The organism is Nocardia miyunensis NBRC 108239 (assembly GCF_001613065.1).
Classification (GTDB): Bacteria; Actinomycetota; Actinomycetes; order Mycobacteriales; family Mycobacteriaceae; genus Nocardia; species Nocardia miyunensis.
The window spans coordinates 69,462-93,377 of record NZ_BDBQ01000027.1 but is presented as its reverse complement, the minus strand read 5'-3'; the positions used below and the strand labels follow the sequence as shown (position 1 = coordinate 93,377).

Below are 23,916 nucleotides of genomic sequence, written 5' to 3'. Positions count from 1 at the left end.
GCTTCACGGATCAGCTCGCGTGACACCGAGATCTGGCACACCACAACCACTGTTGCGGGAATATGACGACCCCCCGTGCATCGTTCCAATTCTCGGCCCGCAAGCGCGCTGCCGCCCCGCAGGTGCGCGGGGATGATCCACACCCTAGCGCGCAGCGATTATCGGGCGCAACGAGTTTTCAGGCCCTTCGATCGGCATGCCGAACTGGCCCGGTCCGCGACTGGACTGTACCAGCTATTCGGTCCTGCGGCTGTCATTCAGTGTGCGCATTGGTAACTCACGGTACGCCCGGAAGTCACCTGGCGCTCGACTGTCGTTTCGACGCGTGACCGGTGCCCGCCGACTCGCCGAAGTCTCGGTGCGGCGGAGGAACGGCCTCGGGGAGCAGGGGCAGGCGGATTTCGAAGCGGCAACCGACATCCTGGTTGTGCGCGCTGATTTCGCCGTGATGAGCCTGGATCAGCCCGGACGCGATGGCCAGGCCCATGCCGCTGTTGCTGCCGATATCGGTGGCGGAACGGGCGGCCGTGCCGCGGTAGGCGACCTCGAAGATGCGGGGCAGATCCTCCGGGGCGATGCCGGGGCCGGTGTCGATGACGTGGGTCCAGGCCTGGCCGTCGTGGGTGCCGGAGCAGATGTCGATGCGGCCGCCGGGCGGGGTGTGCTCGATCGCGTTGGCGACCAGGTTGGTCAGGACCCGGGTCAGGGCACGATCGCTGGCGGACACCATGATCTCCGAATCGGGTTGCCGCGCGGTCAGACTCACTCCGGCGCGTTCGGCGGTCGGCTGATTGGCGGCGGCGACCTCGTCGACGAGTTCACGCAGATCCACCGGTTCGAGTTGCAGGCGCAGAGCTCCGGAGTTGATCTTGGACATCTCGAACAGGTCGTCCACCATCGTGGAGAGCCGATTCGTTTCCAGGACAATGCGGTTCGCATAGCGCTCGACATTCTCGGGCTGATCGATCACACCGTCGACCAACGCCTCGCCCATGGCCCGGATACCGGCCAACGGGGTGCGCAGGTCATGGCTCACCCAGGCGACCAGTTCTCGGCGGGAGCGTTCGGCGGCACGTTCCTGTTCCCGCATCTGCCGCTCCCACACCGTCTTGCGGGCCTGCGCCCGGCCCAGCACGACGGCCGCCGGCACCGCGACGATGGTGACCACGGCCAGTACCACCGCGATGCGGCGCAGTTCGTCGGTGAACATCATCCCGCTGACCGCGACGACCCCGACCAGGGTGGCCAGTGTCGGAATCAGAACCAGCAGAACCATACTGCCGGTGAGACTGCGATTGTGGGTCAGGCGCATAGCGAGTGCGCCCAGCGCGGTCACCGGCAGCGATCCGGCCAGGGCGTAGCCGATCAGGCCGAGAATATCGGTGGGCATCAGTGTTCTCCGTCCTCGTCTCCCGGGCGGCCCCACGCGTAGCCGCGGCCCCAGACGGTCTCGATGCGATGTGCGGCACCGAGTTTCGCGCGCAGACGTTTGATGTGCACGGTGACGGTCGACTGATCGCCGAAGGTCCAGCCCCACACCTGCTCGAGCAGATCCGCCCGCCCGAACACCTGCTGCGGATGGGCGAGCAGGAAGGCCAGCAGATCAAATTCGCGGGCGGTCAGATCCACCCGGCGGTCCTCGACCAGCACCGCCTGCGCATCCGGCCGCAACTCGATCGCGCCGCTGCGCAGCGTGGGCTGTTCGGCCGGGACCGCCGTCCGCTGGGCGCGCCGCAGTACCGAGGCCACCCGCAGCGCCAATTCCCTCGGGCTGAACGGCTTCACGATGTAATCGTCCGCGCCGGCCTGCAAGCCCAGGACGCGATCCTCCTCCTCGCCGAGTGCGGTCAGCAGGATGATCGGCGTATCCGGATGCGGTCCGGCGCGAACCGCCCGGCACAGCTCGATACCGTCCGGCGGGGGCATCATCACGTCCAGGACGGCCAGCGCGATCTCGTTGCGCCCCAGCACTTCCGCCGTCGCCGGACCGTCGGCGGTCTCCACCACGGTGAATCCGTCGCGTTCGAGATAGCGGCGCACCACCTCCCGGACCACCGCATCGTCATCGGCCACCAGAATGCGCATCGAAATCACCAGTTCGTCATCAGCAGATGGTTGAGCGAAAGCGCCGCAACGGCCTGCAAGGTCAGCCAGATCCGAGCCTGCCGCACCGGCAACAACGCCGTCCCGGCGAGCACCCACATATCGAACGGCAACCAGATCCGTTCGGTCTCGGCCTTACTGAGCCCGCTCAGATCGGCGGCCACGATAGCCAGCACCCCCGCCGCGGCCAGCAGAGCAGCGGGATCCACCCCGCTCTGCCATCGCAACCAGGCCCGCCAGGCCCTGCCGCGCACCGAGATCTCGCTCGCGGGCACGCCGACCCCGGGTAGCACGCCGCGCACGACACGATGTAGTGCCGCCGCGGCGGCCAGGCCGACCGAGCAGACGGTGGCGGCGAGGTTGCCCCAGATCCAGTAGGAATACGGGCGTTCGGAGGCGATGCCCTGGTAATAGCGTTGCACCACAAGGTGATAGCCGTCGAGCCACCAGAATCCGGCAGCGGTGAAGGCGGCAACCACCAGCGCGACGCCGATGAGCGCGGCGACCGCGGGCAGAGCCGCGCGCATACCTCGCGCGCACAGGACCGCGGCGGCCGGGATCACCATGAGCGTCAGGCCGTAGTTCAGAAACAGCCCGTAACCGAACAGCAGACCCGATGCCAGGGCGATACCTGCCCAGCCCGGCCCGCGACGGGTCGCGATGGCCAGCAGCGCCACGGCCCATGCGGTCACCCCGGCGAACAGCGCGTCGGCCGAGACGCCGAGCCAGACCGCGGCGGGCGCGAGAATCAGGTAGGGCATCGCCGCCCTGGCCCGATCCTCCGCACCCAGCGCACGCAGAGTTACCGCCACCGCCACGGCCGCGCCTGCCCCGGCGAGCACCACCAGCCAGGCCGCCCACGCCCCACCGCGCAGGCCGATCCGGTCCATCAGCACGAACGTCAGCAGGGCGCCGGCCGGATGCCCGGAGACATGCGTCGCCCACGAGTCGGGCTGGAAATCCAGTATGCGACCGGAGAATCCGCGCAGCATCGCACCGACGTCGGTGACCCGACCGGCCTCGTAGACATACTCCTCGTGCCGGGCCAGCCGCCCGGCGAAACCGACCTGCCAGCCGTCGATCATGGCCAGCGAGAAGATCCACGCGACGGAACCAACCCAGGTCAGCAGCAGCATCGGCCGCCATGGCAATCTGCGGGCAAGTTCCGGTCCGGTCAGCACGACCAGGACGGCGATGAGGATCGCCGGGCCGGTCCCCCAGCCGATGTGCGGTTCCCAGATCCCGAAGATCGGCGCGGCGGCGGCATACAAGTGCTCCGACCACTGCCGACCGCGGATCTGCGGCACCGCGAAGGCCGCGGCCACCAGCACCGCCGCCGTGACGGCGCAGGCCACGTCGGCGCGGACGCCCGGGACGTGCCGGACCCTCGCGGGGATTACCTGCTGCACAGCGTTCACCCTAGGCCGCGCCGCACACCGAACCCGGGCGCAGCACCGTCCCCGCCGCATCCCGTCACACTTTCGTCACCGGTTCCCTGAGACGAAAACGGTGGTCACGGGCCTACGGTGCCAGATGTGAGCGATGCACTCAGCGCCCGAGACGTCACCGTCGTCATCCCGTGCCACAACGAGGCCGGGGCGCTACCCAGCGTGCTGGCGGCCGTGCCGGACGGGTACCGGGTGATCGTGGTCGACAACGCCTCCACCGACGACACCGCGGCGGTCGCGCGGGCCGGTGGCGCGAATGTGGTCAGCGAGCCCGTACCCGGATACGGCTCGGCGGTCGATGCGGGCGTGCGCGCGGCCGAGACCGCCCTGGTCGCGGTGCTCGACGGCGACGGATCCATGAACGCGGCCGAATTACCTTGTCTGCTTGGCGAATTCGATGACCACGTGGATATGGTCGTGGGCCGTCGGCGACCGGTGCAGGCGGGTGCGTGGCCCTGGCACGCCCGGCTGGGCAATCTGCTGATCGCCACGTTGCTGCGACGGCGGCACGGTCTGCCGGTGCACGATATCGCGGCCATGCGGGTGGCCCGCCGCGACCGCCTGCTCGCGCTGGGCCCACTGCATCCGCGCTCGGGATATCCACTGGCGCTGCTGATTCGCGCGGGTGCGGCGGGATGGCGGATCGTCGAACGCGATATCAGTTATCGACCGAGAACCCATGGCGTATCCAAGGTGTCGGGCTCGGTCCGCGGCACCGTGCGGGCCGTCGCGGACTTCTGGAGTGTGCGATGACCGCCTCTTCAGTATCGCAGGCCATTCCCGCGACGCTGCTGGTGATCGCCAAGGCGCCCATCGCCGGTTTCGCGAAAACCCGTCTCACACCGTACTTCTCACCGCGGGAGGCGGCGCAGATCGCCGCCGCCGCACTCCTGGACACGCTGCGGGCCGTACGGCACAGCGGCACGCAGCACCGTATGGTCGCCTGGACGGGCGACCTCACCCGAGCCGAACAGTCCGACGAATTAGCCACGGCCCTGGGCGAATTCGACCTCGTGCCGCAACGCGGCGACACCTTCGGCCAGCGTCTGGCCAATGCGCACGCCGACGCCGCCCGAGCGGGCCTGCCGGTACTCCAGATCGGCATGGACACCCCGCAGGCGGGCCCGGCCCTGCTCGCGGTGTCGGCGACGCTCCTGCTCGAATGCGGCGACACCGTCCTGGGCCCGGCCTCCGACGGCGGCTGGTGGGCCCTTGGCCTGACCGATCCCCGCCCCGCCCGAACCCTCGCCGAGGTCCCCATGTCGACCGACCGCACCGGCGATCTGACCCGAGAAGCATTGGGCCGCTGTGGATGCCGAGTCCGACGCCTCCCCACGCTCACCGACGTGGACACCGCCGCCGACGCCCTCGCCGTCGCCCGGGAACACCGCGGCCGCTTCTCCCGAACCGTCGAGCAATTACGTCATCACGCACCAGCATGACATCCATTCCGGCTCAGCTCATGAGCTGAGCGCCACGCCGCGACTCGCCGACACCGCAGCACGAGACCACCGTGCCACTGATGCGATGCCGAGCCCCGCGCGAACACCCAGCAGATTCCGACCGCCGCCCACTGCGGCGCGCAGGGATTCCGGATCACGAGCGGCGCACCTTCGGCACGGACCAAAGCTGCTCAATACCCTTGATGGCCACTATGATCCGAGTCGACGTGCCGGTCGTGTCCGGTACCGCGCGGCGCGGCACGATCGGCCCGACCCCGACCATTCCCATCACATCCGGCTGCGTCGGCCGGCCCGCCGGCCACACCGTGATCCGAGTGTCCGGCATGCCCACCGTGATCGGATGCCGAATGTCCGTGTTCGTGATCGTGTTCGGCGTCGGGTGAGCCGCCCATCATGCGCAGCATCGGGATTCCGCCGGTGCGTACGAAGCGGATCAGCAGAACCGCCGCGAGCAACAGGAATGCGATGTTGAGCCAGGTGGTGTAGTTCCAGCGGATGCCCTCCGCCATGACCATGGCATTGCGCTGCCCTGGCACGAGTCCCGTTGCCCCGAAGAGGATTTCGACCAGGTATCCCGCACCGACCATGGCGAGGTAGAACACGCCGAGCACGGTGAGCATCATGCGGGTGCCGTAGTACTTGCGGTAGATGTTCAGGATCGGCAGGATCAGCAGATCGGCGAAGATGAACGCGGTCACACCGCCGAAGCTGATGCCGCCGTTCCACAGCACCGCGGCCAGCGGCACGTTTCCGATCGAGCAGACGAACGAGGCGATCGCCACCAGCGGCCCCACGATCGGCCCCCAGATCGCCGAGAGCAGCGGATGATCGCTCAGGAAGAAGCTCTGCCAGAAGGTATCCGGCACCCATGCGCCGATCGCACCGGCGATCAGCAGCCCGATGATCAGATCGCGCAGGATCGCCGCCCACTCCATCACGAACACGTGCGACACCGCGGTCAGCCCGCGCGCGGACGCCAGCCGCCGCAGGAACGAGCCGCTGCCCGAAACCGACATGTCCATGGCCGCATGGCCTTCCATCGATCCGGCCAGCCCGCGCTCGGACTGCGTCCGCGCCGCCTCGACCAGCCGGGACCGCACGAACAGCCGGAACAGCACCGCCACCAGCACGATCATGATCGGCCCGCCGATGAATTCCGCCGCGGTGAACTGCCACCCCAGCAGCAGCGCCAGGATGATGCCCAGTTCCACCACCAGATTGGTCGAGCCGATCTCGAACGCCATCGCGGCGGTGAAATTCGCCCCCTTGCGAAACAGCGACCGCGCCAGCGCGACCGCGGCGTACGAGCACGAGGACGACGCCGCACCCAGCACCGACGCGACGGCCAGCGTGCGCGGCCGATCATCGCCGAGCAACCGCACGATCGTCGATTTGCGCACCACCGCCTGCACCACCGCGGACAGCGCGAACCCGAGAATCAGCGCCCACAGAATCTCCCAGGTCATCGACCCGGTCAGAGCCAGCGCATGTTCTAACGCATGCATCCGCCACCTCGCCTCCGCCATCGGCGCGGCACGGACGTACCGCGCTCCACACAGGAAAATATACCCCCTGGGGGTATAAGGTCAAGAGCGGCGCGCCCAGCCGGAAACACGACAACGCCGTGCCCACCGGAGTGAACCGATAGACACGGCGTCGGTCAGGCGCACTCCCCACTCCGGCATCAGCTGGTCCCGACATCGACTCCAGGTGTGCGGCGCGATTCCATGCCACCCCAGGCACAGAAACGCCCCGCCACACCTCGTTACATCAACCCCGCAAATCGTCGACAACTGGTTTGCGGCGCGGCTCGCCGCCCGGACGCGTGGCGGGTGCGAGGAACGAGTGCCCGACACGGGGCCGGGCGGCGAGCCTTGGGGCGCCGCAAACCCGCCGGAGCGGAGCGGAGGCCGAAGACACAGCGGTCAGATACCGCTCAGCCGCTCGATAACGGCGGCGGCCTTCTCGGTGTATTCGATCGGGTCGCCATCGGGCATCACGTCGATCTGCGTAATCCTCAGGGCCGCATAGCGTTCCGCCTCGGCCAGGAAGGCATCCGGATCGCCGGCCGGGGAGGTGAAGGAGGTGAGGGTCTTGCGGATGGTCGCGTAGTCGCGGTCCTCGGCCTCGCAGTGCCCGCGCAGCACATCGAGCTTGTGCCCGACGTCCTCGATGCTGGTGCCGAACAGATTGCACGCGTCGGCGTACCGCGCCACCTGCAGCAACGTCTTCTTCTCGCCACCGCCGCCGATCAGGATCGGCGGCCGCGGCCGGGTCAGCGGCGCGGGGACGCACAGCGTTTCGGCGAGCTCGTAGTGCGCGCCCTTGTAGGGGCCGTTGTTGTCGCTCCACATCTGCAGGCAGATCTGCAGCGTCTCCTCCATCCGCTCGAACCGTTCGGCCATCGGCACGACCGGCACGCCCAGGCCGAGCTGCTCCCGCTCGTACCAGGACGCGCCGATGCCCAGCTGCGCGCGGCCGCCGGACAGCACGTCCAGGGTGGACACGATCTTGGCGAGCAGGCCCGGGTACCGGTACATCACACCGGTCACCAGCACGGCCAGCCGCATCCGCTCGGTCAGTGCCGCGACATACCCCAGGGTGGTGTACGCCTCGAGCATCGGCTCGTCGGCGGTGCCGCGCAGCTCCATCTGAAAGTAGTGGTCCATCACCGTGAACTCCGCGAAACCTGCCTGCTCGGCGATCTGCGCGGTACGGGCGAGGGTGGGCGCGATCCGCGCCGGATCCGACGGCGTCGAGAAGTTCCAGTAGTGCAGACTCAGATCCATTACTGTCGTTCCTTCGCACTAGGCGGGAGTGAATGGACGGGTATCCGTCGATTTCCCACCCTAGCCCCGCCCGCCCGACCGACCGCCGACGGACCCGAGCAGCACGTCCGATTACGCTGCGCGACAACGACTTCCTACAGACCCACCGCAACAGGTTCGGGATGCCGCCCGGATTCGATGTGCCCGTCGACCAGTGCGGCGGCCCGCGGTTTCACATGCCCCGCCTCGACCAGTACCCCGAAGGCGGCCGCCTTGCGCGGGCAGGAGGCGGCGGCGCAGTCCAGATGTTCCCGCATGACGCGATGCGCCTCGGACGCCTCGAGCGGATGACCAGGCGCACCGTGTCCGGACAGCAACTCCAGAATCGGGCCCGCGGACTCGGCATCGAGACGCGCGCGGATCTCGGCCACGCTGCGGCCGGGCGTCATCCGCCGCGGCGGGCGCACGATCGACAACAGCAACGCGAGCGCTCCGGCCGTGGCGATGGTGACCTCGAATTGCATTGCAGGACAACTTGTTAGATGCGGAATGCGGTGGCCAGATGCACCGAGACGTCGTTGATCGCGATTCGCGCGGCGGTGAGCCGCGCGGCCACCTCGTCGGCGGCGGCATCATCGGCGGTCCACACGCTCGCGCACGGCGCGAACGGGTCGTTGGCCAGTGCGATGGCCTGCTCGGCGTCGGCGACGCGGACCACGGGCAGAATCGGCCCGAGCGTCTGCTGGCTCAGCACTGCCATCGCCGGATCGGCGTCCGCGAGCACGGTCGGCTGCACGACGCGCCCGTCACCGTTCCCGCCGACCCGCACCCGCGCGCCCTTGGCCAGGGCGTCGGCGATCTGCGCCCGGACATTCTCCACATGCGCCGCCGAGGTCATGACCTCCGCGGTGGTGTCGTCCGGATCGTGCGCGCCGAAGGCGCAGACCTCCTCGACCAGCCGATCCAGAAACGCGTCGTAGATCGCCGATTCGGCGAACACCCGCTCGATACTCGCGCAACTCTGTCCCGATCCCGCGAGCCCGCCCAGCGCGATACCGGCGGCGGCGCGACCGATATCGGCACCGGCCAACACCACCGCCGCCGATTTTCCGCCGATGTCCAGGCGGCACGGGATGAGCCGGGCGGCCGCGCGCAGGGCGACCAGCTTGCCGGTTTCCGGCGATCCGCCGAAGTGCACGGCGTCGACGACATCGACGACCGCCGCACCGGCCTCGTATCCGGCGACGAATTCGAAGACCGGCGGCGCACCCAGATCGAGCAAGCCGGTGACCAGCGCGCGCATCGTCAGCGGCGTCACCGAGGACGGCTTGACCACCACCGCCGATCCGGCCAGCAGCGCCGGAATCACATCCAGCAGCGGCGCGGCCATCGGCGCGATCCAGCTGGAGATCACCCCGACGACCGCGCACGGGCGATGGGCGACGGCCAGGCACAGCGCCGTGTCCGGCGTCCGGCCGGTGCGCGTGTGCGGCGGGGTCAGGAAGTCCGCACCGCGGGTGCGGTGATAGTCGAGCGCATCGATGCCGAGCCGGAACTCCCGATGCGCCGCCGCGGCCGAACGTCCCGTCTCGGCCGCCAGCAGTGCGGCGATCGGATCCTCGTTGTCGAGTAACCAGTCCCGGAACGTGGTGAGCCAGTGCACCCGGCCCACGACGCCCATCGCGCGCCACTGGCTCTGCGCCTCACGCAGGCGGTCCACGTTCGCGCGCACCAGGTCGGGTGTGTGCATCGGCAACGTACCCAGAATTCTCCCGTCTGCGGGTGCGGTCACGGTGATCCAGGAGTCCCTGGCGGCATTCGAGGGAATCGACAACATTCGTGGTTCACTCCGGTCGCGATGGGATGGGTTACCGCACCGCGAACACACAGCTCACGGGCCGATTGAGCAAACGACCGGGTCGAAGGGGTTGCCCGAGCGTGATGCGGCTTAAGAGAAACCGTATGGCTATCACGAACGTTCAACCAGCGCGGATTGGGCCAGGAATGACCGAATATGGGACGCCGCCAGCAAACTTACCGACGAGTAAAGTGTACGGGCGCACCGCATTTCGCCACGAATCGCCGGTGATTCTGCGAGGATTCGCAGGTGAACGATGCGAGAACGTCGGAGGAGTCCGGCCGCTTGCGGTCCATCAGCGGTGCGGCGTTGCTGGTGGAATACGCCGTATCGCGCGGTCTGTCGGTATCGTCCCTGCTGTCCGGAAGCGGCATTTCCGAGAACCAGTTGCAGGATCCCGGCACGGAGATCACCCTCGCCCAGGAGATCGCACTGACCCGCAACGTCGTCGGCGCGCTCGATGACGAGCCGGGTATGGGGCTGATGGCCGGACTCGCCTGTCACGCACCGAATTTCGGCGTTCTGGGCTTCGCCGCGATGAGCAGCCACACCCTGCGCCGGGCCGCGGAGATCGCAATGCAGTACGCCGATCTGTCGTTCACCTTCGCCCAGCACACCCTCGAGGATCACGGCCAGGAGTTCTGGTTCATCCGCGATGACAGCGCAGTACCGGCCGACCTGCACCGATTCGTCCTCGAGCGCGACCTCGCGGCCATCGCGACGGTGGTCCAGGACGTGCTGGGCTCCCGGCTGCCCATGGTTCGCGCGGAGATCGCGGTGGAGCCGCACCCGATCTACGAGATGTTCGGGACCTTGCTCGGCGTCGACAAGATCGTTTTCGGTACCGAGCGGTCGGTCCTGATCGGCAATACCAGCGCCCTGGATCAGCCTATGCCGCAATCGAATCCGGTTACCGCGCGCTATTACGAACGACAATGCGCCGATCTGATCCAGCAGCGCCGCAACCGTACGGGGCTCAGCGGTCAGGTGCGCGAGTTGCTGATCCGGCACGGCGGTGTGGCCGATCAGGCGCATATCGCCGCGGACCTGGACGTCAGCGTGCGGACGCTGCGCCGACGGCTGGCGAGTGAGGGCACCACGTTCCGTGAGGTCAGCAACGAGACCGTCGGGCTGCTCGCCGAGGAGATGCTGATCGCCGGGCTCACCGTCGAGCACGCCGCGGAACGCCTGGGTTATTCCAGCGTCTCGGCGTTCACCTCGGCCTTCCGGTCCTGGCGGGGCCAGTCGCCGGGGCAGTTCGCCCGCGCCCACCGGGGCCGGAGCACCGTCCGCGTGTAGCGAATCGCGCGCCGCTTCGGGCATTCGTAATCTATTCGAGTTCAGCTAATGGCCCGCTAGTGGTCCACCCGGACTTATCCTGCCCCCATGACAACCAGCAAAGAGGGAGTAACCGAGGGTCCGCTGCATATCCTGGCTCGCGGTGCGTGGCAGTCGCTGCTGGTCATCGGCATCCTGTCGGTGGTCATCGGCCTCATGATCCTGATCTGGCCGGGGCCGACACTTGTCGTCGCCGGCATCCTGTTCGGTTTCTATCTGGTGTTCTCCGGTGTGCTGCAACTCGTCGCGGCAATGGGCCCGCACGTGGCCGCCGGATGGCGGGTGCTCTCGATCGTCAGCGGCATCCTGTCGTTCATCCTGGCCGTGTTCTGCTTCCGGCACATCGGCGATTCGCTGGTGCTGCTGGCCCTGTGGATCGCGGTCAGCTGGCTGTTCCGTGGCATGGCGGTGCTGATCGGCGGCACCGAGTCGCCCTCGGGCACGCCCGGTAAGGGCTGGACGATCGTCTTCGGCATCCTGCTGCTGATCGGCGGCGTGGTCCTGGTGGTGTGGCCGATCCACTCGATCACCGCACTGACCCTGCTGACCGGCTGGTGGCTGCTGTTCATGGGCATCATGGAGATCGTTGAGGCGTTCCAGGTGCGCAGCGCGGCCAAGCACACACCCGCCGCGGTGTAGCTGCGCCCGCGCGGCGGCCGTCAGCGAATCTGCGGTTCCGGCAACGGATCCGCGTGATCCGCGGGCGGGCGCCGTGGCGTCCGGTAGGACGAGGGCAGGCCCAGGGTGTGCTCGCCGATGTAATTGAGCACCATCTCCCGGCTCACCGGCGCGGTGCGCATGAGCCGCGCGGTGAACCACATCTCGGCCAGGCCGTACTCCGGGGTGAGCCCGTTCCCGCCGTGCACCTGGATGGCCTGGTCCAGCGCCCGCAGCGACGCCTCCGCGGCGGCGAATTTGGCCATATTCGCCGCGGCCGCCGCATCGTGGCCCGAATCGAACTGCTGTGCGGCCGCCCGGGTGGCCAGCCGGGCCATCTCGACCTCGATGTGACATTCGGCCAGCGGATGCGAAATGCCTTGGTGCGCACCGATCGGCACCGACCACACCCGGCGTTCCTTGGCGTAGTCCACGGCCTTGGCAACCGCGTAGCGGCCGATGCCGCAGCTGATCGCCGAGGCCAGAATGCGTTCGGGATTCAATCCGGCGAACACCTGCGGTAATCCCTTGCCGGGCAAGCCGATCAGAGCCTGCGGCCCCAGCCGGACCTCGTCCAGGAAGACCGTGAACTGCCGATCCGGCGAGACCACCGCGGTCGGCAGCGGTTGCAGCGTAACGCCTTTCGCTTCGGCGGGAACGACGAACAGCGACAACGGGTTTCGCCGCGCATCCGGCACATCGATCGCACGTGCGACGACCAGCAGCGCGTCGGCCTCGTCCGCGGCGGAGATGAAATACTTTCCGCCCGAGACGATCCAGCCGTCCTCGTCGGCGCGGGCGAAGGTGCGCAGCGCGTGGCTGTTGGATCCCGAATCGGGTTCGGTGAGCGCGAAGGCCATCTTGCGGACGCCCTCGGCCAGGCCGGGCAGCCATGCGGCCTTGAGTTCCGGCGAGCCGTGCGCGGCCAGGATGGATCCGCAGATGGCCGGTGAGATGACCGTGAGCAGCAGCGGGATGCCGTGCGCGGCAAGCTCTTCCACGACGATCGACAATTCGGTCAGACCCGCGCCGCCACCGCCGTACTCGACCGGCAGATGTACACCCAGCATTCCCGCGGACCCCAGATCGGCCCACAGTTCACCGAGCTTCGCACCGGCGCGCGAACGCTCCAGAAAGTATTCGGCCCCGTATTTCGACGCGATCTGCGCGACACTGTCGCGAAGCAGGCGCTGTTCGGAGCTGTCGACGAGAAGACCCTGCACGGTTGCCCCACTCTCCCTCGGCTCGAGCGTACCCGACACCGCGGTTCGGTGGTCCGAATCGCCCTACGCCCGTTCCAGACTTGCTACCTTGAGAACACCCGTCCAGTAGTTCACTTCAGGAGTCGACATCATGAGCATCGTCTGGATGATCATCATCGGTCTCATCGCCGGTGCAATCGCTCGCCTGATCGTTCCCGGCAAGGAGAACTTCGGCTGGATCCTCACCATCGTGTTGGGCATCGTCGGCGGTTTCGTCGGCGGCACCCTGGGTAGCTTGGTGTTCGCCCCCCACAAGCTCAGCTTCCGCCAACCGGTCGAACACACCTTCATCGGCGCGATCATCGGCGCGGTCATCATCCTGGTCATCTACAAGTTCGTGCGCGCCCGTACCTAGCCGCTTCGCCGCGCGTGGCAGCGCAAACCCCACTGAACCCGCGCGCGGCGAATAACCGCTGCTCGCGGGCCCGGGCAATTTAGACTATGTCGGCATTCATGCAGCAGGCCATCGGACGCGAACCGATAGGAGAACCTCATGACCACCGGCACATCCAACGCATTGTCCGCGGGAACCTGGGTCATCGACCCGGCTCATTCCAATCTCGGCTTCACCGTGCGACATCTGATGGTGAGCAAGGTCCGCGGCCGTTTCAGCGATTTCTCCGGCAAGCTGGTCGTCAGCGAAGACGGCACCGCACACGCCGAAGCGCAGATCCAGGTCGCTTCAATCACCACCGACAACGAGCAGCGCGACGCCCATCTGCGCTCGGCCGACTTCTTCAAGGCCGAGGAATTCCCGGTCGCGACGTTCACCACCTCCGAGTTCCGGATCCAGCAGGGTGAATTCGACGTCGACGGCGAATTCACCATCCGGGGCGTCACCAAACCGATCACCCTCGAGGTCGAATTCTTCGGCAGTAGTCCGGGCATGGGCGCGGGGCCGGTCGCCGGATTCGAGGCCAAGGCGGTCATCAACCGCCGCGATTTCGATATAACGATCGATATGCCGTTGCCCGAGGGCGGCGCGGTGATCGGCGACAAGATCACGCTCAACCTGGAAATCGAGGCCGGCCTGCAGAGCTGACAGCTCCCTGAGCCGGACCGAATCGGTCACGCCGGATCGGTCCGGCTCAGGGGCGGCACACCGCCGAATGGGAGTTGGGGCCGATCCGGGTCAGAATTCCGCGCGGCAGCAGAATGCCGTACAGCGAGACGTCCAGGCTGCACACATAGGCCGACGCGTAGGCGCCGTCCTGGGTGGCGCCGCCGAGGTCCGAGAGCATCCTGGGCAGATCGATCGCCGTCTGATCCAGTTGTGCGCCGTGGGCGAGCAGCATCGTCAGCGCGTCGTGTGCGGAATCCTGGACCAGGGCGATCTGCGGCTGGATCCGGGTCACCAACTGTTCCATCGAATTCGTCGCGATCCCGATCTGCTCGGTCGAGGCGAGCAACGATTTCCCCTGCTGATACAGGCCACCGACCAGTGCGCGCGTCTGGGTGATCAGGGTTTCCAGCTGGTCGCCGCGCGCGGCCAGGCTCTTCATCACCGCCGACAGATTGGCGATGACATCGGCGAGGATGGCGTCGCGGCGCTGGAAATCTCCCGCCAAGCCCGCCGCCTGGGTGATGAACGCGCTCAGCGAGACCCCGCTCCCCTGCAACGCCTGAATCAACGTATCGGTCAGATCGTTGACCTGCTCGGGCTGCAGGGTTTGGAACAGCGGTTCGAATCCGTTGAGCAGCTCGGAGATATCGAACGACGGTTCGGTCTGCGCCAGCGGAATCGAGCCACCGGCCTGGAGCGGCGTGGGTGCGCCCTTGGTCCCGGGCTCCAGTGCGACATATCGCTGACCGATCAAATTCTCGTATCGCACAAGGGCTTTGGTGTCGTGATAGAGATGCTGGTTGCGCTGCACCCGGAAACGCACCGAGGCCACATATTTACGGCTCGCGGGATCACGCACCGTGCCGATGGCATCGACCTTGCCGACCCGGACCCCCGCGATCCGCACATCGTCGCCGGGACGCAGCCCGAGCACATCGGTGAAGGTCGCGGAATAACTGTCGGTCGGGCCGTAGATGGTGCGCGAGAGCGTATTCCACATCATCACGGTCACCAGCAGGGCTGCCAGGGCGAAGGCGGTGAAGCCGATCGCGGCCCGGCGCTCCTTCATCCGCATGCCGGCCATCCGTCCGCAGCTACCGACCCGAGCACAGCACGCCTCCTCGAACCTTGCGGTGGAACCGGACTACTGGCAACGACCTCGCTGGTGACGCAATTCATGGCTACGACGTGGCAAATGCGAGCACTGTAGCGAATTCGGGGCCGATCGCGGACCCCGCCACGCCGACGTCCCGCGCGCCGCATTTGCACCCCGACTCCTTATCGCCCACTATTTGCGGGTAACCGGATACGGGCATTCCCCCCGCCGGGCGGGCACATCGTCCGCTCCGGGGCCCACCCCGCCCGGCGTTCGCATTCGATCGGCTCAATTCAGCGTCACCCGCGCCGGTCTGCTTAGCTGGGACCCACCACGCGGAGGTCGATACAGTCATGCCGAATACCGCTCAGGCCCCCGGGGCCGGACGACCAGCGGCGCATCGGGCGCGAAAACGCCCAATCGTGCCGCGCCTCGCCTCGGGCGCGGCCTGGCTGCTGTGCGTGGCGGTGATCGTCTGCGGACTGATCTTCTTCGCGCCCCGGATTCCGGTCGAGCCGATCCAGGAGGTGGTGGGGGCCGGCGGGTTGGCGTTGTCGACCGCGACGGTGTGGTTCGCGGTGGCCTGTTTCCTGTGCGTGGTGATCGCCATCGTGTCCTGGCACAGCCGCAGAGTCTGGCGGCTGGCGGCCGGGGTGATCGGGGCCGCGCTGGCGCTCACGGTCGTGCTGGTCCCCTGGCTGACCGCGTGGCGCACCGCGAGCACGCACGGCTCCTCGGTGTCGTGGCTCTCCTTCTCCGATCAGGGGCCACACCGAACACCAACGCGGACAACGACTTTCGCCACCATCGACGGACAGCAGCTACACCTGGACGCCTATCGCCCGACCCAGCCCGCGGCGGGCGCTCCGGCGATCGTGTTCGTGCACGGCGGCGGATTCATCAGCGGCGACCGTGGTGAGAGCAACAGTTGGTTCAGCTGGCTGGCGACCCAGGGCGTCACCGTCTTCTCCATCGATTACCGGCTCTCCCCACCGCCCCGCTGGCAGCAGGCCACCGGCGACGTCAAATGCGCTCTGGGGTGGGTCCGCGAACATGCCGGGGAATTCGGCATCGCGCGGTCGAACATCTCGGTCGCGGGGGATTCGGCGGGCGGGAATCTCGCGCTGATGGCCGCGTACACGGTCGGCGATCGGCAGTTCCCGCCGACCTGTCACGTGTCCGAGACTCCGGTGCGCTCGGTGATCGCGCTCTACCCGCTGACGAATCTTCCTGCGGCACTGGATGATACGCGGATGCCCTACTCGATACGCACCATGCTCGACCGCTACACCGGCGGCAGCGTGGACCGGTACCGGGACCGCTACCTCGCCGCCTCACCGACCGAACATGTCACCCCGGGCCTGCCGCCCACCCTGCTGGTGCAGGGCGGCAGCGACCATCTGGTTCCGGCGGACCAGTCCGAACACCTGGCCACCGCGCTCGATGCGGCCGGAGTCCGAGTGCAGATGCTGGAGCTGCCCTGGGTGGACCACGCGTTCATCACCCAGTGGGGCGGTTGGGGATCACAGCTGCTGCGACCGCAACTGGCCAAGTTCATCCAGCAGCATCTGATCGCCGCCGGATGAGGATCAGGCCGCGGCGGCCCTGGTCAGCTGCCGACACACCGTATCGGGATCCGCGACGTCCAGAACGAGCCGGGTGAAATCGGTCCCGGACAACTCGATCCGCACCCCGCGTCCGTCGAAGAGCGTGTCCCAGAATTCCTTGCGGTGCTTACCGCGGAAGATCCCGGCCGCGATGATGCCGGGGAAGAAGGTGCCCGGCGCGCGCACCCACGGCGGACGCAGATCGACCTCGGCGGGCGCGACCTCGGTGATGTTCGACAGATCGAAGGTGACCTGCTCGCGCAGCGACAGGAATCGGTGTGCGCCGAGTACGTGAACCTTCACCGTCGTCCCCGTGACCTCGATTTCGACCATCGCGCACCTCGCCCTCGCCGGTTCCGTCTACTTCAACCAGAATGCGTCGCCCGGTTGAGCGGAGCCTGTGGCTTTCCTTTGTTTTCTCTCAGTTTCGGCACGGGTAAGCACGTTCGCCGTGCGTATGCTGTGACCCATGCGACTCAGCACACGCAATCAGCTCGACGGAACGGTCGTCTCGATCACCCTGGGCGAGGCGATGGCGGTCGTGAAGATCCGGCTCGGCGGCGGAGATGTCGTCACCTCCTCGATCACCCGCGATGCGGCGGAGGATCTCGGCTTGGCCGATGGCACCCCGGTCAAGGTGCTGATCAAATCGACCGAAGTCGCCCTGGGCGTCGAATAGATAGCCCAAAATTAGCCATTTGATGGTTCGAGTGAAGATCACCACACTGTGCCGATGAGCGATCGAGCCCGGTTATTCTTTACCGATGTGGCGGTGGGGCTCGCCACTTCCGCCACATCGGAACAACCGCGGTCTCGCGCCGCCAACAGTCCCTACTTGACCAGTGCTTTCATGTTCGAGTAGGAGTCTGTCGTGCCCGAAGTGCGTCTTCCCGACGGTGTCGCCACCGAAGCCGGTGCGACCGATCCGCGCCCCGGCTGGTTTCGCGAGCACGGGATCGTGCTGATCGTCGTGGCTCTCGGCGGCGGGATCGGCGCCGAGGCCCGTTACGGTATGGCACGGCTGCTGCCCACCCGGCCCGGCCATTTTCCGTGGGGAACCTTTCTGACGAATGTCGTCGGCTGTTTCGCCATCGGTGTGCTGATGGTGCTGATCACCGAGGTCTGGACCGGGCATCGGCTGGTGCGGCCCTTCCTCGGAGTGGGATTCCTGGGCGGGTTCACCACCTTCTCGACCTATGCCGTGGAAACCCGCAATCTACTCGAGCCCGGGACCGTATACGTGGCCTTCGGATATCTGGCCGGTACCCTGATCGCGGCCATGGCGGCCGTCTTGGCGGCCGTCACGTTGACACGAACAGTGTTGTTACGCAAACAGATTCACCCAGGCGGCACCGATGAGGAGCAGGCCTGAACCGATGACACCGATCCTGATCTTCCTCGGCGCCATGCTGGGCGCACCGGCTCGCTACCTCACCGATCGCGCGATCGGCGCGCGCCACGACAGCCCGTTTCCGTGGGGCACCCTCACGGTCAATCTGACCGGCTGCCTGATCCTGGGCGCGCTCACCGGCGCGGCCGCCGGCATTCCGGTGGTGGCACTGCTCGGCACCGGTTTCTGCGGTGCGCTGACCACGTACAGCACGTTCAGCTTCGAGACGTTGCGGCTGCTCGAACAGCGCGCGTACTTCTACGCGACGATGAACGTCACCGTCAGCGTGATATCCGGTCTGGGCGCGGCCCTACTCGGCTTCGCCGTCGCCCACGCCCTGCTCGGCTGACCGCGGCCGCGCGGGGGCGGACAAGCGCACCACACCGCCGTCCAAGTCCAGCTCCAGACGCGGCCGGTGCGGCTGGCCGTTGCTGTCCTCGCTGCCCTCGTCGGTCAACTTCCTACCCGGGAACATTTCGCCGATGACGCCCATGCCCCCACGATAACCCCGGCGAGGGCACGGCGGCGTCAGCCGTTCGAGTGGCCCGTATCGGCGTTGCTCAGTTCGTCGGCGGCCTCGCGCTGACCGGAGGCGAAGGTGCCGAATGTGGTGGCCAGATCGTTGATGCCCTCGAGCAGGTTCTTGCTGACCGCGATATATCCCTTGTCCCCGTCGGCGAACTTCTTGCCGAACGAGTCGTTGCCCCAGGGGGCCTGTTCGGCGTCGACCGCGGTTCGCAGCGTCTTCAGGGTGCTCAGGACGCTGCTGTGGATCCGATCGCAATCCGATGCGGCCGTCCGCAATTGCTCGGGATTGATCTCGACACTGGTCATCGTTCCGCCCTCAGTGGTCCGTATCGGCGATCAGGGGTCGTTGTTCGTGGTCGTCCTCGGCCGAGCCCCGCAGATGCGGCGGCTCCGTCGAGGGGGGTGGCGCGGGCGGCAGGATGTCCTCCAGATCCGGTGCGCCCTCGATGATTTCGGAGAGTTTGGGCAGTCGGGATCTCCGCTCGATCAGCGGTCGCATGAGTTCGCGACTGCGATTCTGCACACCCTGCATCGCCGCCTGGGCCGCGGCGGTCACGTATTCGGCGAGCTCCTCGTAGCTCAGGTCCGAGACCTCACTGCCGAACTTGGTTTCCACCACCATGCCGTCGGCATTGACCGTCACCTGGACGCGGTCCTCCCCGATCGACGCCGTCGCCGTCAGTTCGGAACGTCGCTGCTGCAGGTCGGCGATACCGCGCATCTGGTCCTGCAGTCCCTCGAGCATCGTGGCCACGTCGGCCGCCAATCGCTCGTTGACCATGACACCTCCACCGTTGGGCTATGCCCGTCAAGCTCATCGCACGACGGTGAATACGGCATGTCGCACAAGGAAATCCGGTACGACGTCGATGCGACCCTTGATCGTCACGCCATCGTCATTTGAGCGTGAAGGCGACATCCACGTTCGAAGGGCCGGACGAGCCGCCGCCGGAGTCGGTTCCCTCCGGGTTGTCCCCGAAGGGGTTGTCGCCCCCTGGGTTGTCCCCGAAGGGGTTATCGCCGAATGGGTTGTCCCCGAAGGGATTATCGCTCGAACCCGAGGCGCCCGAGCCCGTCGCGCCGGGACCCGAGGCGCCCGGTCCGGACACACCCGGACCCGTGGCTCCATCCGGACCCGACGCGCCTGTGGGACCGCTGGCCCCGTCCAGCCACTCCGCCGCGTCCGGCGCGGTCGGAGCCTCGTACGGTCCCGGCAGCTCCCGCCATTCGGGTTCGCGCTTCGGGCGAGTCTTGGCCTTCATATCCGTCGACTTGCCGAGGAAGTCGTCGTCGCGGGCCTTCGGGCCCTTGGGCTTGGGCGCTGCGGGCGATGCACCGCTGGCGGCCGGAGGAGCCGGTGGCCGCGGCGGCCGATCGACGACGGCGGGAGCCGACGACGAACGTTGCAGAGGGTGGCTGAGCGCGGTGTCCTCACCCCTGCTTCGGTTCGGCGGCGCACCGAGCGGATCGTCGTCGCTGCCGTGACCACGCATACTTCCCGAGGAGAAGAGCGAATCCTCCTCGCCCGTGCCGGGCCGGAAACCGCCCGGCCGCCGGACGCTGGGACCGGGCTCGAAGTCGCCGAAACTGTATCGACCGGGTCGCAGGCCGAAACCGCCGCTTCTGTTGCCACCCGGCTGGAAGGTGACCAGACCGTCGGAGTCGTCGCTGCCGAAACTCCATCTCCTGCCGGTCGGGCCCAACGCGCCGGACGGATCATCACCCGAACCGCCGCCACGACCAGGACGCGGGACCACCGGGCCATCTCCGCCCAATGCACCGGGCGCCGATCGGATGCTCTGGTGGCCGCGTCCGGTCTCGGACGGTTGCGCGGACGTTTCGTCCCAGCCGCCGCGAACGACTCCCCTCGGACCGAACAGCTGCGGGATGTCCTCGAAACTGCTGCCGCCGCCGCGCCCCGGCCTTCCGTAGTAGATCGAACCGTCGTCCCCGACGTACGGCCGGAACACCTGCTCATCCGACCCGCCGGTGGACGGCCGGAACAAGATCTCGTCGCCGTCGCCGAAACGCCCGCCGCCCAACCGGCCGGAGCCGCCGGTGAACTGCGCGAACTCCCCGTCGTCGGCGGTGTCGCGGTACGCGGAGGGAATGTAGTCCGACTCGTCATCCGAACCACTGCGCGACCTGCCGTAATAGGACGGGATGTTGTCCGACTCGTCATCCGAACCGCTACGGGACCTGCCGTAGTAGGACGGCAGGTAATCCGACTCGCTGTCCGAACCGCCGCGTACCATCGGCCCGCCGGACTCCTCCGAACCACCGCGCTGCGAACCGCGCGACGGCGACTGCCACCCGCCGTCCACCGACGACTCCCACGAGGTCGGCGGCCTCTTCGACGTCTGCCCCGCTCCGCCGCTCAGACCCGCACGCGGCGGCGACTGCTGCTCGGAGTTCGGCCGGAACACCTGATCGTCGCCACCACGGAACCCGCCTCCGACCGGGCCGAACTCGTTGCCGCGACCGCCACCCGGCGAGACGGGTGCGGACCCACCACCGCGGAAGAGGCCACCCTCGCCTTCGAACGACCCGAGCGAGTTGCCGCCGCGACCGCCCAGCGAGGCCGGTGCCGACCCGCCGTAAATCGACTCCTCGGACGGTGGCCGGAACACCTGATCGTCACCGCCGCGCAACGATCCGGGCGCGGACCCGCCACGGAAAGTCCCGCCACGGAAGTTGTCGCTGACCGGCCCGATCGAGTCGTTGTCGCGCCCACCGCCCAGCGAGGCCGGTGCGGAACCGCCACCGGGGAACATCGTCTCGTCGAAGTTCGGCCGGAAGCCCGACTCGATCGACTCGTCGTCCCCACCGCCACGCGGCGACGGCGAATTCTCGCGCCCGCCCCCGCCACCGGGCTGAATCACCGAATCATCGCCGGTGCGGAACAGATCGCCTTCCGGACCCATCCGGAAGTACCCGCCCGCATCGCTACCCGACGTGACCGACGCGTCATCGCGACCCGTGCGGAACAGGTCGCCCTCCGGACCCATCCGGAAGAGCTCACCGAGCGACGATCCATCGGAACGGCTTGCGCCAGAACCATGTTCGCTCTCGGTGACCGGTCGCAGCGGCGCGTTGCCGCCCCGGATCTGCGGAGGCGCGGACAAGGACCGGCCGCCGCCCTGGCCGGCATCCGTGCCGGTCGACCGTCCGCGCACACCGGTGTTGTTCGAGGTGCCGTCCCCGACGAGACCCCCACGCGCGGACAACCGCCCACCACCCGAACCCGACGCCTCGTTCGCCATGAACCCGCTGGATCTCTGACCACCGGCTCCGGAAGTCAGCCCCGGCTTCGCACCCCCCACACCGAGACCCGTATCGGACTTGCCGCCACCGAGCCCGGGAGCCAGCTCGGACTTACTACTTCCCCCGCCGAGGCCCGACTCCGACTTCCCGCCACCGAGACCGGCAGCCAGCTCGGACTTGCCGCTACCGCCGAGCCCCAGATCGGGGGCCTTCCCCTTACCGCCGCCGAGGCCCAAATCAGGGGACTTGCCATTACCGCCGCCGAGACCCAGATCCGGGGACTTGCCATCACCGCCACCGAGCCCGCGGTCCGACCTGCCGCCACCGAGTCCGGAAGTCAGGCCCGACTTCGCACCGCCCGACGAACCGGCCACCAGGGACGAGTCGCCGTCCGGTCTCAGTCCCGTCGGGCGGATCGGAGTCGACTGATCGCTTCCGCCCAGGCCGGACCCCCGCAGGCCGCCGTCGGTCGAGAAGCCGCGCGGCAACCCGCTGTTCCCCCGCGGGCCGCCGTCGAGCGAGTAGCTGCGCTGCATTCCACCGTTCCCCCGCAGGCCGGAACTCCCGCCCGCCTGCGAGCTGTTGACGCCGCCCGGACGGACCGCGGTCGAACCGTCCTGTACCGCTCCGTCCCCCCGCAGACCTGACGTCGTGACCAGCTGCGAGCTGCCGCCGCCCCGGCTCGAACCCATGGGCTGCAGCTGGATGCCATCCGTGCCGCCGCCGTTCGTTCCCGAATTGTTCTGCTGCCCAGGGCGACTGGTCGCGTTGATCGGATTCGTGCTGCCCGAGGTCGTGTTGGACTGCGCCCCGTTGGGCCGGGTATTGCCTCCCGAGGTCGTGGCGTCGCCGCCCGCCGTCGTGCTGCCGGTCGTGGCAGCCTTCGGGGGATCCACCCGATCGACCTTGTTCGTCGCCTGGTTCTTCATCCAGACCGAGTACCGCAGGTCGTCGGTGGTGGGTGTGGTCCGCTTGACGAACGTGCCGCGCGCCGCGCCGACGATCGCACCGCGCGAGATGCCGCCCACCCAGCCCATCGGTGAGCCGAACGCGCCCGGCCCGTACGCGGCCGCGGCGACCATATTTCCGAACAGCGTGCTCGTCGCGCCCGAGACCGCGCCGATGCTCGCCCCGCGCAACACCGCCCCGGCCGGGTAGGCGATGCCCTTGCCGAGCGGGATGTTCATCTTGGCCAGCGAGTTGCCCAGGTACTTGTCCATCCCGAAGCCCAGGTAGCGGGCGACCTCACGACCGGGTATCGAACCGGCGGCCGACGCCGCCATCGAGACGCCGAATTCCTTCCAGTCGAAGCTGTGCCGCTTACCCGCCGCGATCTGACCGACCTGCACCGCGCCGTCCATCAGCGCCGAGGTCGCCGCCCCCTCGAGCAGCTTGACCGAATACACGCCGAATCCCTTGGCGCTCGGCATGATCAGCTTGCCGCCGCTGAGCAGTTCCTTGAAGTAGTAGCGCTGCTTCATCGCCGACGCGCCCAGCCGCTGAGCCAGCCGCTCGATGAAGTTCTGCACGTAGTCTTCGACGATCTTCAGCATCGAACGGGTGGTCGCGATGGCGCCGGCCTCCACCGCCGGGGCGGTCGGCGGGAACATCCACGCCCAGATGATCTCGGCGGCCAGCCAGGCCAGCGACAGGATGATGGTGAGCTTGGTCGCCTGCAACTGGGTGCCCATGTCGAAGGTCGAGTCGGACACCTCCTGCAACATCTCGGCGAGCGTCTTGACCGAATGCTCACCGGAGATCAGGTCGTCGAACTTCGCGCCCATGCTGTCCGCGCCCGCACCGGCGGGATAGGCCTTCTCGGTATCGGATTTCGCCGTCTCGACATCGGGTTCCAGCGCGGACAGCGCCCGCGCGGCGGCCTTCCACGCGTCCGACAGGGCCCACATGGCGTCCTCGTCGCCGTCGGGCCAGGCGGTGCCCGCGATCCAGCCGAGCCAGCGCAGTTCGGGTGGCAGCTCGAGCGTCATGCACCGTCCTCCCCACCTCCGCCGCCGAGTCTTGCTTACCAGGACACCGGACTTCGGTGAATAACCGGTGGTGCACAAGGAAA

General features: G+C 67.8%; 22 protein-coding genes and 1 pseudogene. 10 read left to right on the top strand and 13 right to left on the bottom strand.

From position 1 onward, the window contains the following. Positions 1–295 precede the first annotated feature (295 nt). Genes NM2_RS10880 through NM2_RS10870 form a run of 3 tightly spaced genes read right to left on the bottom strand, consistent with a single transcriptional unit; the run spans position 296 to position 3,512 of the window. Positions 296–1,390, bottom strand: a complete 1,095-nt coding sequence (locus NM2_RS10880) for a sensor histidine kinase (protein WP_084530724.1) — start codon at positions 1,388–1,390, stop codon at positions 296–298. After that, positions 1,390–2,085, bottom strand: a complete 696-nt coding sequence (locus tag NM2_RS10875; RefSeq protein ID WP_067667316.1) for a response regulator transcription factor — start codon at positions 2,083–2,085, stop codon at positions 1,390–1,392. The genes NM2_RS10880 and NM2_RS10875 overlap by 1 nt, the downstream gene beginning before the upstream one ends. Before the next feature lie 5 nt (positions 2,086–2,090). Continuing rightward, positions 2,091–3,512, bottom strand: coding sequence for a hypothetical protein (locus tag NM2_RS10870; protein ID WP_245717947.1), 1,422 nt, complete (start codon positions 3,510–3,512; stop codon positions 2,091–2,093). Between the two features lie 126 nt (positions 3,513–3,638). Here NM2_RS10870 and NM2_RS10865 point away from each other — a divergent pair, with 126 nt between their 5' ends. Together NM2_RS10865 and NM2_RS10860 are read left to right on the top strand one after the other, a co-directional pair. Further along, positions 3,639–4,304, top strand: a complete 666-nt coding sequence (locus tag NM2_RS10865; RefSeq protein WP_067667215.1) for a glycosyltransferase family 2 protein — start codon at positions 3,639–3,641, stop codon at positions 4,302–4,304. After that, a complete protein-coding gene (locus tag NM2_RS10860) occupies positions 4,301–4,993 on the top strand; it encodes a TIGR04282 family arsenosugar biosynthesis glycosyltransferase (RefSeq protein ID WP_067667213.1) in 693 nt (230 codons plus the stop codon). The genes NM2_RS10865 and NM2_RS10860 overlap by 4 nt, the downstream gene beginning before the upstream one ends. Positions 4,994–5,337: 344 nt before the next feature. Here the strand turns inward: NM2_RS10860 and NM2_RS10855 are convergent. The 4 genes and pseudogenes from NM2_RS10855 to NM2_RS10840 all read right to left on the bottom strand — a co-directional run. After that, positions 5,338–6,519: pseudogene (locus NM2_RS10855) on the bottom strand (permease); the annotation flags it as partial. Between the two features lie 420 nt (positions 6,520–6,939). Beyond that, a complete protein-coding gene (locus NM2_RS10850; protein ID WP_067667211.1) occupies positions 6,940–7,803 on the bottom strand; it encodes a TIGR03560 family F420-dependent LLM class oxidoreductase in 864 nt (287 codons plus the stop codon). A 134-nt stretch (positions 7,804–7,937) separates the two neighbouring features. Next, positions 7,938–8,306: a hypothetical protein gene (locus NM2_RS10845; RefSeq protein ID WP_067667209.1), complete on the bottom strand. Its 369-nt coding sequence runs from the start codon at positions 8,304–8,306 to the stop codon at positions 7,938–7,940. Between the two features lie 14 nt (positions 8,307–8,320). Further along, positions 8,321–9,574, bottom strand: a complete 1,254-nt coding sequence (locus NM2_RS10840; RefSeq protein ID WP_169816154.1) for an aldehyde dehydrogenase family protein — start codon at positions 9,572–9,574, stop codon at positions 8,321–8,323. A gap of 315 nt (positions 9,575–9,889) precedes the next feature. Here NM2_RS10840 and NM2_RS10835 point away from each other — a divergent pair, with 315 nt between their 5' ends. Beyond that, positions 9,890–10,939, top strand: coding sequence for an AraC family transcriptional regulator (locus NM2_RS10835; protein ID WP_084530720.1), 1,050 nt, complete (start codon positions 9,890–9,892; stop codon positions 10,937–10,939). Between the two features lie 87 nt (positions 10,940–11,026). After that, positions 11,027–11,617, top strand: coding sequence for an HdeD family acid-resistance protein (locus tag NM2_RS10830; RefSeq protein ID WP_067667205.1), 591 nt, complete (start codon positions 11,027–11,029; stop codon positions 11,615–11,617). Positions 11,618–11,637: 20 nt separating this feature from the next. Here the strand turns inward: NM2_RS10830 and NM2_RS10825 are convergent, their stop codons facing one another. After that, complete coding sequence (locus tag NM2_RS10825; protein ID WP_084530718.1) at positions 11,638–12,858, bottom strand: acyl-CoA dehydrogenase family protein; 1,221 nt, start codon at positions 12,856–12,858, stop codon at positions 11,638–11,640. Positions 12,859–12,988: 130 nt separating this feature from the next. Here NM2_RS10825 and NM2_RS10820 point away from each other — a divergent pair, with 130 nt between their 5' ends. Together NM2_RS10820 and NM2_RS10815 are read left to right on the top strand one after the other, a co-directional pair. Beyond that, positions 12,989–13,252: a GlsB/YeaQ/YmgE family stress response membrane protein gene (locus NM2_RS10820; RefSeq protein WP_067667202.1), complete on the top strand. Its 264-nt coding sequence runs from the start codon at positions 12,989–12,991 to the stop codon at positions 13,250–13,252. 138 nt (positions 13,253–13,390) lie between these two features. Then, positions 13,391–13,939, top strand: coding sequence for a YceI family protein (locus tag NM2_RS10815; protein WP_067667200.1), 549 nt, complete (start codon positions 13,391–13,393; stop codon positions 13,937–13,939). 46 nt (positions 13,940–13,985) lie between these two features. On the opposite strand, the gene NM2_RS10810 is transcribed toward NM2_RS10815, so the two are convergent. After that, positions 13,986–15,035: an MCE family protein gene (locus NM2_RS10810; RefSeq protein ID WP_369690312.1), complete on the bottom strand. Its 1,050-nt coding sequence runs from the start codon at positions 15,033–15,035 to the stop codon at positions 13,986–13,988. 374 nt (positions 15,036–15,409) lie between these two features. On the opposite strand from NM2_RS10810, the gene NM2_RS10805 reads away from it, so the two are divergent. Further along, the gene (locus tag NM2_RS10805; RefSeq protein WP_067667198.1) at positions 15,410–16,642 is read left to right on the top strand and encodes an alpha/beta hydrolase; all 1,233 of its coding nucleotides are present in this window, start codon (positions 15,410–15,412) and stop codon (positions 16,640–16,642) included. 3 nt (positions 16,643–16,645) lie between these two features. Here NM2_RS10805 and NM2_RS10800 read toward each other — a convergent pair whose 3' ends face one another. After that, a complete protein-coding gene (locus NM2_RS10800) occupies positions 16,646–16,996 on the bottom strand; it encodes a hypothetical protein (protein WP_067667196.1) in 351 nt (116 codons plus the stop codon). Positions 16,997–17,132: 136 nt separating this feature from the next. On the opposite strand from NM2_RS10800, the gene NM2_RS10795 reads away from it, so the two are divergent. The 3 genes from NM2_RS10795 (at position 17,133) to crcB (NM2_RS10785) (ending at position 18,402) form a co-directional block, all read left to right on the top strand. Then, a complete protein-coding gene (locus NM2_RS10795) occupies positions 17,133–17,342 on the top strand; it encodes a TOBE domain-containing protein (RefSeq protein ID WP_067667194.1) in 210 nt (69 codons plus the stop codon). 192 nt (positions 17,343–17,534) lie between these two features. Further along, positions 17,535–18,035 carry a fluoride efflux transporter CrcB gene (crcB, locus tag NM2_RS10790; RefSeq protein ID WP_305781654.1) on the top strand — a complete coding sequence of 167 codons (501 nt, stop codon included), beginning with the start codon at positions 17,535–17,537 and terminating at the stop codon, positions 18,033–18,035. A 4-nt stretch (positions 18,036–18,039) separates the two neighbouring features. Next, complete coding sequence (crcB, locus tag NM2_RS10785; RefSeq protein ID WP_067667192.1) at positions 18,040–18,402, top strand: fluoride efflux transporter CrcB; 363 nt, start codon at positions 18,040–18,042, stop codon at positions 18,400–18,402. Positions 18,403–18,581: 179 nt separating this feature from the next. On the opposite strand, the gene NM2_RS10775 is transcribed toward crcB (NM2_RS10785), so the two are convergent. From NM2_RS10775 to NM2_RS10765, 3 genes are all read right to left on the bottom strand, one after another. Further along, positions 18,582–18,887, bottom strand: a complete 306-nt coding sequence (locus NM2_RS10775; protein ID WP_067667188.1) for a WXG100 family type VII secretion target — start codon at positions 18,885–18,887, stop codon at positions 18,582–18,584. Between the two features lie 10 nt (positions 18,888–18,897). After that, a complete protein-coding gene (locus NM2_RS10770) occupies positions 18,898–19,362 on the bottom strand; it encodes a YbaB/EbfC family nucleoid-associated protein (protein WP_067667186.1) in 465 nt (154 codons plus the stop codon). 115 nt (positions 19,363–19,477) lie between these two features. Then, positions 19,478–23,833 carry a WXG100-like domain-containing protein gene (locus NM2_RS10765; protein WP_067667184.1) on the bottom strand — a complete coding sequence of 1,452 codons (4,356 nt, stop codon included), beginning with the start codon at positions 23,831–23,833 and terminating at the stop codon, positions 19,478–19,480. Between the last annotated feature and the right edge of the window lie 83 nt (positions 23,834–23,916).